The organism is Brevundimonas sp. AVps23W, from assembly GCF_058681395.1.
Genome location: NZ_CM178738.1, coordinates 1036818 through 1051699, shown reverse-complemented (window position 1 = coordinate 1051699; position 14882 = coordinate 1036818). Strand labels below are relative to the sequence as shown.

The 14882-nt window shown below is 69.5% G+C and carries 13 protein-coding genes; 4 read left to right on the top strand and 9 right to left on the bottom strand.

The genetic code is table 11. The annotated features are described in order from the left end of the window. From nadC to ACW177_RS05165, 6 genes are all read right to left on the bottom strand, one after another. Nucleotides 1-873: a carboxylating nicotinate-nucleotide diphosphorylase gene (nadC, locus tag ACW177_RS05190; protein WP_492027563.1), complete on the bottom strand. Its 873-nt coding sequence runs from the start codon at nt 871-873 to the stop codon at nt 1-3. Then, complete coding sequence (locus ACW177_RS05185) at nt 870-2384, bottom strand: L-aspartate oxidase (protein ID WP_492027562.1); 1515 nt, start codon at nt 2382-2384, stop codon at nt 870-872. Before ACW177_RS05185 ends, nadC begins: the two co-directional genes overlap by 4 nt. After that, complete coding sequence (locus tag ACW177_RS05180) at nt 2384-3244, bottom strand: metalloprotease (protein WP_492027561.1); 861 nt, start codon at nt 3242-3244, stop codon at nt 2384-2386. The genes ACW177_RS05185 and ACW177_RS05180 overlap by 1 nt, the downstream gene beginning before the upstream one ends. A 54-nt stretch (nt 3245-3298) precedes the next feature. Then, entirely contained in the window at nt 3299-4390 is a 1092-nt protein-coding gene (gene nadA / locus ACW177_RS05175) for a quinolinate synthase NadA (RefSeq protein ID WP_304936426.1), read from the bottom strand. Nucleotides 4391-4474: 84 nt separating this feature from the next. Further along, nucleotides 4475-4684, bottom strand: coding sequence for a helix-turn-helix transcriptional regulator (locus tag ACW177_RS05170; RefSeq protein ID WP_492027560.1), 210 nt, complete (start codon nt 4682-4684; stop codon nt 4475-4477). Further along, on the bottom strand, nt 4677-5378 hold the full coding sequence (locus ACW177_RS05165; RefSeq protein ID WP_492027559.1) for a hypothetical protein: 702 nt from the start codon (nt 5376-5378) through the stop codon (nt 4677-4679). Before ACW177_RS05165 ends, ACW177_RS05170 begins: the two co-directional genes overlap by 8 nt. 417 nt (nt 5379-5795) lie before the next feature. Between ACW177_RS05165 and ilvA the strand changes: the two genes are divergently transcribed. Together ilvA and ACW177_RS05155 are read left to right on the top strand one after the other, a co-directional pair. Further along, a complete protein-coding gene (ilvA, locus tag ACW177_RS05160) occupies nt 5796-7310 on the top strand; it encodes a threonine ammonia-lyase, biosynthetic (RefSeq protein ID WP_492027558.1) in 1515 nt (504 codons plus the stop codon). Between the two features lie 121 nt (nt 7311-7431). Further along, nucleotides 7432-8241 carry a tetratricopeptide repeat protein gene (locus tag ACW177_RS05155; RefSeq protein WP_492027557.1) on the top strand — a complete coding sequence of 270 codons (810 nt, stop codon included), beginning with the start codon at nt 7432-7434 and terminating at the stop codon, nt 8239-8241. Here the strand turns inward: ACW177_RS05155 and ACW177_RS05150 are convergent. After that, the gene (locus ACW177_RS05150; protein WP_492027556.1) at nt 8238-8762 is read right to left on the bottom strand and encodes a methylated-DNA--[protein]-cysteine S-methyltransferase; all 525 of its coding nucleotides are present in this window, start codon (nt 8760-8762) and stop codon (nt 8238-8240) included. The genes ACW177_RS05155 and ACW177_RS05150 overlap by 4 nt on opposite strands. Then, nucleotides 8755-9834 carry a bifunctional transcriptional activator/DNA repair enzyme AdaA gene (locus ACW177_RS05145; RefSeq protein ID WP_492027555.1) on the bottom strand — a complete coding sequence of 360 codons (1080 nt, stop codon included), beginning with the start codon at nt 9832-9834 and terminating at the stop codon, nt 8755-8757. The genes ACW177_RS05150 and ACW177_RS05145 overlap by 8 nt, the downstream gene beginning before the upstream one ends. Nucleotides 9835-9957: 123 nt before the next feature. Here ACW177_RS05145 and ACW177_RS05140 point away from each other — a divergent pair, with 123 nt between their 5' ends. Continuing rightward, on the top strand, nt 9958-12591 hold the full coding sequence (locus ACW177_RS05140) for a M14 family metallopeptidase (RefSeq protein WP_492027554.1): 2634 nt from the start codon (nt 9958-9960) through the stop codon (nt 12589-12591). Nucleotides 12592-12693: 102 nt separating this feature from the next. Further along, nucleotides 12694-13014: a CVNH domain-containing protein gene (locus tag ACW177_RS05135; RefSeq protein ID WP_492027553.1), complete on the top strand. Its 321-nt coding sequence runs from the start codon at nt 12694-12696 to the stop codon at nt 13012-13014. Nucleotides 13015-13057: 43 nt separating this feature from the next. Here the strand turns inward: ACW177_RS05135 and ACW177_RS05130 are convergent, their stop codons facing one another. Then, the gene (locus tag ACW177_RS05130) at nt 13058-14833 is read right to left on the bottom strand and encodes an SLC13 family permease (protein WP_492027552.1); all 1776 of its coding nucleotides are present in this window, start codon (nt 14831-14833) and stop codon (nt 13058-13060) included. Nucleotides 14834-14882: the final 49 nt, after the last annotated feature.

Sequence of the window (14882 nt, the reverse complement as noted above, 5' to 3'; positions counted from 1 at the left end):
TCAAAGCGCGTCCAGGCCGATGTCCAGCACGGGCGCCGAATGGGTCAGTGCGCCGACCGAGATCACATCCACCCCGGTCTCGGCTATGGCGCGCACGGTCGTCAGATCGACCCCGCCCGACGCCTCGAGCGTCAGCCGCCCGGCGACGCGCGCCACGGCGGTCCTCAGGTCGGCCAGGCTGAAGTTGTCCAGCATGACCACGTCTGGCGCGACACCCTCGGCGATCAGGTCCAGCACGGCGTCCAGCTGATCCAGCCCGTCCACCTCGACCTCGACCTTCATCAGATGGGGCGCAAAGGCCCGCGCCCGGCGCACGGCCTCGGCGACGCCGCCCCCACCGCCACCAAAGACGGCCACATGGTTGTCCTTGATCAGGATGGCGTCATCCAGGCCGAAGCGATGGTTGATCCCCCCGCCGCACGCCACCGCATGTTTCTCCAGCGCCCGCAGGCCCGGCGTCGTCTTGCGCGTGTCCGCAATCCTGGCCTTCGTCCCGGCCACCGCCTGAACATAGGCCCGCGTCAGCGTCGCCACGCCCGACAGCCGCCCGACCAGGTTCAGCGCCGTCCGCTCGGCCGACAGGAACGCCCGCGCGTCGGCCTCGACCACCGCCAGCACCGCCCCCGCCTCGAACGCCGCCCCGTCCTTCAGCCGCACATCAACAGAAGCCTTCGGGTCCATCGCCAGTACCGCCAGGCGCACACAGTCGATCCCGGCCAGCACCCCCGGTTTGCGCGCCGCAAAGGCCGCCTTCATCCGCGCCCCCTCGGGAATACAGGCCATGGCGGTCATGTCGCCGGCCCGGCCCAGATCCTCGACCAGGGCCATCCGCACCACCGGCTCGATCATCACATCAGGCAGCACCCGGCTCATTCCGCCGCCTCCAGCACAGCCGCCCGCGTCGCCCTGACGCGCGTATGGCGCGCTTCAGCCTCCGCCTGCGGATAGTCCGAGCGATAATGCCCGCCCCGGCTCTCGTGCCTGTCCAGCGCGCCCTGCACGATCAGCCGCGCCGCCCCCAGCGACGCCGCCGTCCCGTGCTGGCCCTCCAGCCGGTCGATCAGGGCGATCAGCCCCGTCAGGCCTTCCGCAGTCCGCACCACCCCGGCATGATCCGTCATCCCCGCCCTCAGCTCGGCCAGGGCCCCCTCGGGCAGATCCGGCGCCACGACAACCGGCAGGGCCCGCCCGCCGCCTGTCTCGCCCGCGACCGCCCGTCCCGCGCGCCGCCCGAACGCTGCCGCCTCCAACAAGGAGTTGGACGCCAGCCGGTTTGCCCCATGCACCCCCGTCGCCGCGCACTCTCCCACAGCATACAGGCCCGCGACCGTGGTCCGCCCGTCCGCATCGGCGGCGATCCCGCCCATGTGATAGTGGCAGGCCGCCATCACCGGGATCGGGCTGAGGCGCGGGTCCAGACCGCTGCGCATACAGGCGGCGAAGACCGCCGGAAACTCGTGCGGAAACGCCTCGCCGATGGCCGTGCGCGCATCCAGAAAGGCGCCCCGTCCGTCAATCCGCGCCGCATGAACCGCCCGCGCCACCACGTCGCGCGGCTTCAGGTCGGCGTCGTCCTCAGGCCCCAACAGGAACCGCCCCTGCCCGTCGATCAACCGCGCCCCCTCGCCCCGCAGGGCCTCGGTCGCCAGGGGCGCGGGGTCCAGACCGACGTCTATGGCGGTCGGGTGAAACTGCACGAACTCGGGATCCAGGATCTCCGCCCCGGCCCGCGCCGCCAGGGCCATGCCTTCGCTCTTCAGCGCCGAGGGGGTCGTCGTGGCGCCGAACAATCCGCCCGCCCCGCCGGTGGCCAGCACCACCGCCGTCGCCGTGATCTCGACCAGCCGTCCGCCGCGCTCGACCACCGCGCCGACCACCCGACCGTCGGCGTCCTGCACCAGGCCCTTCAGCCGCGCGTCGTCCCAGACCTCGATCATCTTCTCGGCCCGCACCGCCGCGACCACGGCCGACAGGATCGCCCGCCCCGCCCCGTCGCCGCCGACCCGCGCCACGCGCGGCACCGAATGCGCCGCCTCCAGACTGACGACAAAACCCCCGTCCGCATCCCGGTCGAACGGCGCGCCCAGGGCCGCCAGCCATTCCACCGTCTCGCGCCCCGCGCCGGTCAGGGCCTGCGCCGCGCTCGGCTCGACCAGGCCCGCGCCCGCCGCCTCGGTGTCCTTGGCGTGCAGCTCGGCCGAATCCACAGCCGTCAGGGCCGCCGCCATCCCGCCCTGGGCCCAGGCCGAGGAACAGGCGTTCAGCAACGGCTCCGGCGTCACCACCAGCACCTTCGCCCCCGCCCGCGCCGCCTCCAGCGCGGCCGACAGCCCCGCAAGACCCGCGCCGACGATCAGAGGCCCGTCATGTCGCGTTCGGTTCATCACCGCACTCCGAGAGAGTTGAGGCCCAGGCGCACGGCGCTCGCGGGATCGCCTTCGACCATGGGCATCAGGGCGCCGACCGCCGCCGCCGCACAGACGGCCAGGGTCAGCAGATAAAGCGCCAGGCTCTTGCCCGCCTCGGGCCAGCTCAGCGTGCCCCAGGCCGCGCGCCACACGCCGCGCTTCAGATGGCTGAACACCGACAGAGCCAGGAAGGCGGCCAGGATGAACCGGCCCGTGGACAGTCCCCACCAGACCACGGCCACGCCGATGACCAGCAGCACGATCTGCTCCAGTCGCGGATGCACCCGCGTCAGCACCGGCCCCAGGGCCTTGGACCCGTCCAGCGGCGGCGCGGGGACCAGGTTCACCAGGTTCAGCATGGCGATGAAGAAGGCCCCCATCAGCCACTCCCCCTGCCCTGTGGCCAGCCAGACGCCGACAAACGGGATCATGGCCAACAGGCCGAACGCCGGCCCGGCCAGCGACACCAGAACCCCGTCCCATTCGCTCTTCGCCGCCCGCCGCGCCTTGGCCAGACCGCCCAGGAAGGGAATGATGTAGATCCGCGCCGGGCCCATGCCGAGCTTGTTCATCACCACGGCGTGCCCCGCCTCATGGACGAACAGGCCGATCAGAACCGCCCCGGCCACAATGGCGCTGCCCGTGATCCACCACAGGAAGCCGGCCATCAGGGCCGTGGACAGCAGGGCCCAAACCAGGCTCTGGTCCTTCTCGACCGGCTCCTCGAGGGCGGCGGGCTGGACCTGCGCCTCGCGAACGGCGACCTCCTCGGGTTTGATGTCCCAAGGACCCGGCGTGCGGTCGGGTGTGCGGGCGGGTGTGTCTGTGTTGTTCATGGCGTCCAGATGGGCGTCGCGCGCGCTCCCGGCGAGGGGACCGAACGCCGCGCCTCAGATCAGCTCCACATCGACGTGATGCCGCGCCTTGACCAGGTCATAGCGCGCTGGAACGGCGGGCGGCGGCAGGTCGATCATCCGCTGCACGGCCAGACGCCCGCGTTCGATCATGTCGGCCGGAACCGTGACCTCGAACTGCATGTGCAGCAGGCAGTCGTGGATGTTCTGCAGCGTGATCCGCTTCATGTGCGGGCACAGGTTGCACGGGCCGATGAACTGCACCCCCGGCACGTCCCCGGCGACGTTCGCGGCCATCGAACATTCGGTGATCATCACCACCTGTTTGGGCCGACGCGCCTCGACATAGTCGGTCATGGCCGCCGTCGAACCGGCGAAGTCCGCCGCCGCCAGCACGTCTTCCGGGCATTCGGGGTGGGCCAGAATTTCGGCCCCCGGATAGGCGGCGCGCATCTCGGCGATATCGTCCACCGTGAACCGTTCATGCACCTCGCAGCGGCCCTTCCAGGCGATGATCCCGACCGTCGTCTGGGCCGCGACATTGCGCGCCAGATATTCGTCGGGGATCAGGATGACCCGGTCCACGCCCCATTCCTTGGCCGCCCATTCCACCACCTGAACGGCGTTGGCGCTGGTGCAGCAGATGTCGGTCTCGGCCTTCACATCAGCCGTGGTGTTCACATAGGTCACGACCGGCAGGCCCGGATAGCGCTGCTTGATCAGCCGTACGTCCGCCCCCGTGATCGACGAGGCCAGCGAGCATCCCGCCCGCAGATCGGGGATCAGCACGGTCTTTTCCGGGCTCAGGATCTTCGAGGTCTCGGCCATGAAATGCACGCCCGCCTGGACGATCACCTTCGCATCCGACCGCGCGGCCTCCTTGGCCAGGCCCAGGCTGTCGCCGACATAGTCGCCGACCCCGTGGAAGATCTCGGGCGTCATATAGTTGTGGGCCAGGATCACCGCGTCGCGCTCGCGCTTCAGCCGGTTGATCTCGCTGATCAGCCGCGCCTGTTCGGGCCACTCCAGCGGCGTGACGTGGTCCTTGACCTTCGCCCACACCCCGGCGGTCTCCCGCTCCAGTTCCTTCGTCAGACCAAAGGCCCCAAGGGTCGAACCCTCCGCCATGACCGTCTCCCTAGACCCTTATGCTCAAAGTTAGCATAAGAACATTCAATGTAGGCCGATGGGGGCCGGACGCAAGCGGATTGTTCAGTCGATCAGTTCAAACAGATCGCCCAGCGGAACATCCAGAGCCTTCGCCAGGCTCAGGGCCACCACCACGGACGGGGTGAAGACACGGTTCTCGATCGTATTCACCGTCTTGCGCGACAGCCTGGCCCGGTCCGCCAACTCCTGCTGCGTCAGCCCGGCGGCCGTCCGCACCTCCTTCAGCCGCACGACCAGCCGAGGCTCAGCCACGCTCGGCCTCGCGGTCCAGCCACCAGTAGCGCAACACCGCCGCCGTGGCCGTTAGATAGAGCAAGGCCGGCAGGGCCGCGACCGCCGCAGCCGGCCGCCAGAGTCCCAGTGCAAAGACGCCCACCATCCCGACGGCAGCGACGCCCAAGGCCGTAGCCAGCGCCTTGTGCCGGAACGACAGGGTCAGCTCGTCCTCCAGCAGCCGCTTCATCCGCTTGTCGCGCGGATTATCCAGCCCGGCCACCATCAACAGCATGAGGCCGGCGACCATGGGGCCGACCGCCACCATCAAATAGTCCGATCCACCCGGCGCGCCCGAAGCCAGACCCCAGCCGGCCTTGACCGACATGAAGGTGAGATAGGCGCCTGTGATCGGCATGACGGCCATGGAATGCGCCCGCTGCCGCTGCACCTTGTCACGATAGGCGGAACCGGTCTGTAGCCTGTAGGTGTCTGCATTGGGTAAGAAGCGCCGCGCGAAGAAGGCGCTCGCAATGATGGCGACGACGCCCGCCGCCATCGTCACGCCGCCGATCAGACGCCCCATCTCGGGGTTCGCCGGCCACTCCTCCATGACCAGAAGGCCGGTCACCAGCAGGGCCAGTCCAACTCCACCCAGACCCGCGCAGGTCGCCAGACGCTGTGTGCGCCTCCGCTCTCTCGCCCGCACGTCTCGTCTTTCCTGATCGTCCATAACGGCCTCACGTCACCTACAGGTGACATATAACCTATGGGTTACTAGATGCGTCAAGAGGCTCTTGCCTGCACCCGCTCCTGACGCGGTCCTCCTTTGATAGGTTCAGCCGCCTGTCGCGCACAATGCCGCTGCTTGCCGCCCTGCAACTTCAACGCCTTGCCGAAATCCGGGAGGGAGTTTCGCGACCTGGTTTCGACCGCTCCTATAGTCGTCTGCATGGAAACACCCGCCTCACCGCCGCAAACCTCCCGCAGCCCCGAAACATGCGTTTCGTCCGGCGCATATTGGCGGTTTGGCGGTTTGTCGTATGGATTTACCGCCACGACACGCGGCAAGAACCGTTCCCAATTCGCCCGACTTCGCCTAGACGACAGCCCACTTCATTCCAAAACCTACCGACTTCGCGACATTTGAATGCAAGACACCATCCGCCGCATCCTCACCGCCCGCGTCTATGACGTGGCCGAGGAAACGCCCCTCGATCCGCTGCGTCGCCTGTCGGCGCGGCTCGAGCGGCCCGTGCTGCTGAAGCGCGAGGACCTGCAGCCCGTCTTTTCGTTCAAGATCCGCGGCGCCTACAACAAGATCGCCGGCCTGTCGCAGGCCGAGCTGTCCAAGGGCGTCATCTGCGCCTCGGCCGGCAATCACGCCCAGGGCGTGGCCCTGGCCGCCGCCCGCCGCAACATCCCCGCCGTCATCGTCATGCCGACCACCACCCCCGGCATCAAGGTGGCGGCCGTCCGCGCCCTGGGCGGCGAGGTGGTCCTGCACGGCGACAGTTTCGACGAGGCCTACGCCCACGCCCGTCATCTGGAGAGCCAGACCGGCGCGGCCTTCATCCACCCGTTCGACGACCCCGACGTGATCGCCGGCCAGGGCACGGTGGGGCTTGAGATCGCGCGCCAGCACGCCGACCCCATCGAGGCCGTCTTCGTGCCCATCGGCGGCGGCGGCTTGGCCGCCGGGATGGCGGCCATACTCAAATTCCTGCGCCCCGAGACCCGCGTCATCGGCGTCGAGCCGGTGGACGCCCCCACCATGAAGGCGTCCATCGACGCCGGCGAGGTCGTGACCCTGAACGAGGTCGGCCTGTTCGCCGACGGGGTCGCCGTGCGCCGCGCCGGGGATCACACCTTCCGCCTGTGCAAGGATCTGCTGGACGAGATCGTCCTGGTGGACACCGACGCCATCTGCGCCGCCATCAAGGACATCTTCGACGACAGCCGCGCCATCGCCGAACCCTCCGGCGCCGTGGCGCTTGCTGGATTGAAGGCCTGGGCCGCCGCCCATCCGGGCGCGGGCACGCTGATCGCCGTCAACTCGGGCGCCAATCTGAACTTCGACCGGCTACGCCACGTCGCCGAACGCGCCGAGATCGGCGAGGGCGCCGAGGCCCTGCTGGCCGTGGCCATGAAGGACAACCGCGACGACTACCGCCGCTTCCTCGACAGTCTCGACGGCCGGTCGGTCACCGAGTTCAACTACCGCTGGTCCGGCGACGGCGCGGCCCAGATCTTCGTCGGCGTCGCCCTGCGCAACGGTCCGCACGAGCGCGACGACCTGATCGCGACGCTCCGTTCCAGCGGCTACGCCGTCGAGGACATGAGCGACAACGAGACCGCCAAGCTGCACATCCGCTACATGGTCGGCGGCCGCACCGTCGGCCTGCCCCACGAACGGATCCTGCGCTTCCAGTTCCCCGAACGGCCCGGCGCCTTCCTGCGTTTCCTCAACAGCCTCCAGCCCGCCTGGGCCCTGACCCTGTTCCACTATCGCAACCACGGCGACGACGTCGGCCGGGTGCTGGCGGGGATCAGCGTCCCCCCCGAAGAACAGGCCCAACTGTCCGCCGCCCTCGCCGACCTGGGCTACCCCTACATCGACGAAACCACCAACCCCGCCTGCCGCCTGTTCCTGGACGGGGTATGAGCGGCCGTCTTCACACCACACTGCTCCATGCCGCCCTGACCGCTCACAATTATCTGGAGCAGGCCTCGTCAAATCCCTGTGATTGTGAACAAGCTGACCCAGGGAGAGGGAGACACCATCCATGTTGAAGGCTCTGGCTGCGGCCGCGGCGCTTGCGACCGCAATAATAGCGACCGGCCCCGCGCCCGCTCTTGCGGCGACGCCCGCCGCCAACGCGCAGGAGATGTCACGCCAGGAAAAGCAGGACCATGACCTGTTCCTCCGCGCCAGCGCCGACTTCCAGAGACGCGGACATTCGGCTCTCGCCCGGCACATTCTTGCCCTGCGTCAGGCGCTGGACCGAATGCCGGCAGACTATGGCCAGGTGGTGGAGCAGGACGGGCGTACCATCGTAAGGGTCAGCGATCCCGGCGACGTCCTGATCATGCTGACCGCCTTCGCCGCCTCCGACGAAAAGAGGCAGCAGTCGCCGGGCGGTGCGGCCGCCATGCCCAACGTCTATGGCGACATCACCTTGATGCTCGCCTCCGATGCCGTCGAAGCACGTCGCTACGAGGAAGGCATCGCCTATCTGGACCGAACGCTGAAGATCCAGCCGCAAAACTGGATGCTGCTGAGCGAAAAAGCCGCCGCCCTACAGGGACTGGCGCGTTGGGAAGAAGCCCTGACCCTGGCCGACGACGCCCTGGCCTCTCCTGACCTGCTGATGATCCTTCACCGCGGCCCCTTCTATCGCCGACGCGGCTTCAGCCTGATTGAACTGGGCCGACTAGACGAGGCCAAGGCGGCCTACGAGGCCGCCCTCGAGCTCGATCCCGAAGACGCCAACGCCAAGCGCGAACTGGAGTATATCGCCCAACTGAAGGCTGGGGCTCCGCCGACCGCGCCCCAGGTGGTCGCGCCGCTCCCGTCCGAAGCGCCCAAGACCTAGAGCAACCGCCCGCCGCCCTCGTGCGCCAACAGCCAGCGCTTCCGCTCCAGCCCGCCCGCATAGCCGGTCAGGGTCCCGTTGGCCCCGATCACCCGATGGCAAGGCACGATCACCCCGACCGGGTTGGAGCCATTGGCCAGGCCTACCGCCCGTACCGCCTTGGGCGAGCCGATCGCCGCCGCCAACTGCCCGTAGCTGCGCGTCTCCCCCGCCGGAATGGCCCGCAGCGCGGCCCACACCGCCTGCTGGAACACCGTCCCGCCGGTCTTGACCACCACCCCATCGAACGCCGCCAGGTCACCGCCGAAATAGGCCTCCACCGCCGTGCGCACCGCCTCCGGCGCCCGCCCCTCGATCAGTTCGACCGGGCCGTAGTGAAGCCGCAGCAGCCGCTGCATCCGCTCTTCGTAATCGTGGAAGTCCAGCGCCCGCACCGCCCCCTCGCCATCGGTCGCCACCAGCACCTCGCCCACCGGCGAGCCGATCCGGTCCAGGGTCAAGGTCATCGACTGTCTAGGCATCGCCCGTCTCCTTCATGGTCCAGTACAGCGCCCCATAGGCCCGCCACGGCCGCCACCGCTCGGCCCGCGCCGCCAGAGCCGCATCCGTCGTCGCCAGCCGGTCGCTGGGCGCATCCTCCCCGGCGTCGATCCAGTCGCCCGCCGGCCGCAGCCCCGGCCAGGCCTCGAGCGCCGCGCGCAGGTCCGGATCCGCCCACAGATCGCGCCGGATCGCCTCGGGATCGGCGGCGAGATCGAACACCCGCCGCACCCGCGCCAGCACGCCGGGCAGGGCTTTCAGCTCGTCCACCCGCGCCTCCACCACCGCCTTGCCTTCAGACCGAGGCCGCACCGAAACCTCGCCGTCCGTCCCATCCGTCGCGACCCGCAGCCGCCGCCGCCAGACCCCGTCGGCCACGGTCTCGTCCGGGTCGGCACGTCCCGCCAGCGCCAACATCATGACCGTCCAGTCGTAGGGTGGGCGATAGGCCAGGCCCAGCTTCACCACGCCCCCGCCTTCGCCCTCGACCCTGCGCCGGCGCAGCTCCGACGGCGGCCGCCCATACAGGGCCTGAAAGGTCTCATTGAACCGCCGCACGCTGCCGAAGCCGGACGCCATCGCCACCTCGGCCATCGACAGGTCGCTCTCATGGATCAGTTGCTTGGCCAGCAGCACGCGCCGCGTCTGGGCCACGCTGACCGGCGCCGCGCCCAGGTGCTGGCGGAACAGCCGCCGCAGATGCCGCTCCCCCACCCCCAGCCGCGCCGCCAGGGTATCAGCATCGCCTCCGTCCAGCGCCCCCGCCTCGATCAGGGCCAGCGCCCGACTGACGGTGTTCGACGTCCCCCGCCACGCCCCCATCTCCGGCGCCGTCTCGGGCCGACACCGCAGACAAGCGCGAAACCCCGCCGCCTCTGCAGACGCCGCCGTGGGATGAAACACCACATTCTCGCGCCGGGGCGTCCGCGCCGGACAGACCGGCCGGCAGTAAATCCCCGTCGAGGTCACGCCCGTGAAGAACCGCCCGTCGAACCGCGCATCCCGCGCCCCCAAGGCTCTCCAGCAGGCCTCCTGATCCAGCGTCTGTTCCATGGCCCGCAAGATGGCGGCTCAGCCCCGCGATGTCTCGCGGTTTTCGGACATCAATGAGCGTGCAGGCGCCATTTCCTTTTCCGACCCTCCGGTTAAGGTGACCGTCTCCCGGGGGTTCAGTTCATGTCCAGTCATCGTCATTCCGTGCGTCCGCTCGCCTTCGCCCTGGCCGGCGCCTGCGTCGCCGCCTTGCTGGCGGTCCAGCCCGCCGCCGCGCGCCAGACGACCCCCGACATCCCCACCGTGCGCCAGACCCTGGGCTACGACAGCGGTCAGGAGATCACCCGCGCCGCCGACGTCCGCCGCTATTTCGAGGCCCTGAAGACGGCCGCCCCGAACCAGGTCGTCATCGGCGACTACGCCAGGACCTGGGAAGGCCGCCCCCTGTTCTGGGCCGCCGTCGGCTCGCCCGCCAACATCGCCCGTCTGGACAAGATCAAAGCCCAGTCCCGCGCCCTTGCCGATCCGCGCCTGACGTCGGCCCAGCAGGCGTCCACCCTGATCGCGGATCAGCCGGTCCTGGTCTGGATGGCCTATTCGGTCCACGGCAACGAGATCAGCCCCGCCGACGCCGCGATGGAGGCCGCGCGCCGCTTGTTGACCGACCCGACCGCCCAGGCCTGGCTGGCCAATACCGTCGTCCTCTTCGTCCCGACCCAGAACCCCGACGGGCGCGAGCGTTTCCTCAACAGCTTCGCCTCCGGTCGCGGCTCCCTGCCCAATCCCGACCCGGCCTCGGCCGAGCGCGACGAGCCCTGGCCCAGCGGCCGCTACAACCATTATCTGTTCGACCTGAACCGCGACTGGTTCATCCAGACCCAGCCGGAGACCCAGGGCCATTCGGCCCAGGTCCGCGAATGGCGGCCCCAGGTGGTCGTCGACAGCCACGAGATGGGCTCGGACGAGACCTTCTTCTTCCCGCCCGAAGCCGAACCGCTGAACCCCTGGATCTGGCCGCGCACCCTGGAAAACCGCGCCCTGTTCGGTCGCAACACCGGCGCCCGGTTCGACGCGGCGGGCCTGCCCTACTTCAATCGCAAGGTCTATGACGCCTTCTATCCCGGCTATGGCGACGGCTGGCCCGGCTATCTGGGCGCCGTCTCCATGACCTACGAAGCCGGTTCGGCGCGGGGTCTGGCCGCGCGGCGCAGTTCGGGCGAGGTCTTCACCTATGCCGACACGGTCCGCGCCCACCTGACCGCCACCCTCGCCACCATCGAGACGGCCTCGCGCAATCACGACCGGCTGTTGAACGACTTCTACGCCTATCACCGCGACGGGGTGGCGGGACGCGGCGCCTATGTCCTGTCGCGGGCGTCGGATCCGGCCGCCGCGGACCGTCTTGCGGGCCTGCTGGTCCGCTCGGGGATCGAGGTCGGAGTCGCGCGCCAGGCCTTCGGCGCCTGCGGGGGCCAGTACCGGGCCGGCGACTATGTGGTGAACCTGGCCCAGCCCCAGCGCCGCATGGCCGAGGTGCTGCTGACCCGCGACGTGCCGATCCCGCCCGCCTTCCTGGCCGAGCAGGAGCGCCGTCGCGCGCGCGGCCTGGGCGACGAGATCTATGACGTCACCGCCTGGTCCCTGCCCCTGATGTTCGGCGTCGACGCCGCCCGTTGCAGCAGCGCGCCCGGCGTCGCCGTCGATGCGCGCGGCCCCGAACTGGTCACCCCCGCCGCCGTCCAGAACGCCGAGGCCCGCTACGGCTTCCTCGTCGCCCCCGGATCGAGCCAGCCCCGCTTCCTCGCCGCCGCGCTACAAGCAGGCCTGACGATCAGCTCCGCCGACCAGACCTTCACCCAGAATGGCCGTGACTGGCCCGCCGGCACACTGGTTCTGCCGAAAGCCGGCGCGCCCGCCGACCTGGTCGCCACCCTGAACCGTCTCGCCGCCGACACGGGCGCCGAGGTCGTGGGCGTGGACGAGTCCTGGGTCGAGCGCGGCGCCGGCTTCGGCTCCAGCGACGTGGTGCGGCTGCGCGCCCCGCGCATCGCAATCGCCTGGGACAGCCCGGCCGCCCCCGACGCCGCCGGGGCCACCCGGTGGGTGCTGGAACGCGACCTGGGTTATCCCGTCACCGCCATCCGCGCCGCCAGCTTCGGCGAGGCCGACCTGTCGCAATACCAGGTCCTGATCCTGCCGGAGGGCCGCGACTACAAGTCCGTCCTTGGCGAGGCCGGGGTCAAGGCCCTGCACGACTGGGTCTCGCGCGGCGGCACCCTGATCAGCCTGGGAACCGCCACCCGCCTGCTGACCGACCCCGACAGCGACATGCTGGCCTCGCGCCGCGAGACCGGCGCCTCCGGCAAGGATGACGACAAGCCCGAAGGCGCCGCACGGATCGCCAACCAGACCGACTACGCCGCCCTGCTGGCCCACAGCGACCACGGCCCGGACTCCGTCGCCGGCGTCCTGGCCCGCGCCCATGTCGATCCCGACCACTGGATCGGCGCCGGCCTGCCGTCCGAGTTGAACATCCTGGTGCGGGGCGCCGACATCTACGCGCCCCTGAAGCGCGGCGAAGGTGTCAACGCCGTGCGGTTCGAAAGCTCCGACCGCCTGCTGGCCTCGGGCCAGCTGTGGGCCGAGAACCAGGCCCAGCTCGGCTTCAAGCCCGTCGTCATGGTCGAGACGCTCGGATCGGGCCAGTTGATCGCCTTCACCCAGGACCCAACGGTGCGCGGCTATCTCGAAGGCCTGAAGCCCCTGTTCGCCAATGCGGTGTTCAAGGGGCCGGCCCACGTCTCGCCGCGCTGGTAACGACCCAGAGCCTGATCGCGATCAGGACTGGACACCGGCTCAGACAGGCATAACCTCGTTTTTCGCCCGCAGAGGCGCACATAGAAAAACGGGAGCTACGCCTTGATACGTCTGTCTGTTTCCACCCTCGCCACCATTGGCGCCGCCGTCGGGGTCGTCGGCCTGGTCGCCTTCACCGCCACGGCCCAGGATCGTCCGAACCCGGAACCCGCCGCCTCGGGCCGCGCCCTGCCGGTCGGCGCCTATCGCGAGACCTGCCGCAGCATCAGCCTCAATGGCGACCGCCTGCACGCGCGCTGTATCGCCAAGGACGGCCAGTCGGTCTCCTCGACCCTCAGCGTCCGCAGCTGCCGGGGGGCCCAGATCCAGAACGACAACGGCCGGCTGGCCTGCGCCGCCGCCGCCCCCACGCGTTCGACCTGATCGCCTTTAAGCGCCGGTCCCAGCTCACAGGGACCGGCGCATCCTACATTGGCCAGAACATCAGTATGGCCGGCGGACCGATCACCAGCACAAGCAGGCTCAACGGCGCCCCCAGCTTGGGATAGTCCGAGAACTTGTACCCGCCGGGGCCCATGACCAGCGTATTGCACTGGTGCCCGATGGGGGTCAGGAAGTCGCACGCCGCCCCGACCGCCACCGCCATCAGGAACGGATCGGGCCGATACCCCAACTGCTGGGCCAGGGTCGCGGCGATAGGCGCCACCACCAGAACCGTCGCCGCATTGTTCAGGAAGGGCGTCACCGCCATGGCCGCGAACATCATCCCCGCCACCGCCACCACAGGCGGTATGCCCTGGAACACCGACTTCAGCCCTCCGGCGATCAGATCCGCCCCGCCCGTCTGCTGGATCGCGTCCGACACCGGGATCAGGGCGGCGATCAGCACCAGAAGCGGCCCGTCCAACGCGGCATAGGCCTCGCGCATCTTCAGCCCGCCCATGGCGACGATCACCACCGCCGCGCCGAAGAAGGCGATGGACACGGGGATTACGCCGAACCCCACCAGCACCATGGCCACAGCCAGCACCACGGCGGGCAGGAACTTCCTGCGCTGGCCGCCCAGCCGCATCTCTCGCTCCGCCAGGGGCAAGAGCCCCAGGGTCGCCAGCCGCCCGGGCAGGCCGGCCTCGGATCCCTGCAACAACAGCACGTCCCCGGCCTGTAGCCTGGCCGTCCGCAGATGCTGTGTCAGCTCATAGCCGCTACGCGACACGCCCAGCAGGTTCAGCCCATGCTGGCCATACAGGTCCAGCGACCGCACCGACTGTCCGATCAGCAGCGAGTCCGCCCCGATCACCGCCTCCGCCAGACTGACCTCGTCCTTGGCCTCTTCCAACAGCACAGGCCGATCGCCCCGCACCAGCTTCAGCTTGGTGGCGTCGATAAACCCCTCCAGCGCCTCCTGATCGCCCTTGATCAGCAGGGTGTCGCCGGCCCGGACCAAGGTGTTGCCGCGCGGTCGGGTCTTGCGCTTGCCGTCGCGGATCAGGGCCATGACCTGGATCTCGTCGGGCGCCATCGCCTTCAACGCGCTGATCGGTTTGATCTCCAGCGTCCAGTCGTCGGGAACCCGCGCCTCGGTCAGATAGGCGTTGGCCGACAGGGCGGCCGACAGGCCTATGGTCCCGGTCCGGTCCTTGGGCAGCAGCCGATAGCCGAAGGCCAGAAAGGCCAGGGCCGCCCCGGTCAGGATCAGGCCCACCGGCGCATAGTCGAACATGCGGAACGGCTCGCCGGTTATGCCCTCGCGCACCTCGGCGACCAGGATGTTGGGCGCGGTCCCCACCAGGGTCACCATCCCCCCCGCCATGGCGCCGAAGGCCATGGGCATCAGCAGCCGCGACTGTTTGGTCCCCGTGCGCCTGCTGACCTGAAGCGCGACCGGCATCATGATGGCCAGGGCGCCGACATTCTTGGTCACCATCGACAGCACGGTCACGGCCGCAGTCAGAACCGGCACCTGCGACCGCTCGGTCTTCAGGTAGGGCATGATCCGCTTCAGGGCCATTTCGACGATGCCCGACTTGGCAAAGGCCGCCGACACCACCAGGGCGCAGGCGATGATTACGGTTACGTCGTTGGAAAAGCCTTCGAACGCCGCCTCGGCCGGGATCACCCCAATGGCCAGCCCCGCCACCAGCGCCGCCACCGCGACCAGGTCGTAGCGGAACCGGCCCCAGATGAAGGCCGCGACCGTCAGCCCGACCAGGCCGAAGGCCAAACCCTGTTGTAGTGTCACTCAGATGCTCTCGCCCCCGGCCGCCCAGCGCCGCCGATGGACAGCAACG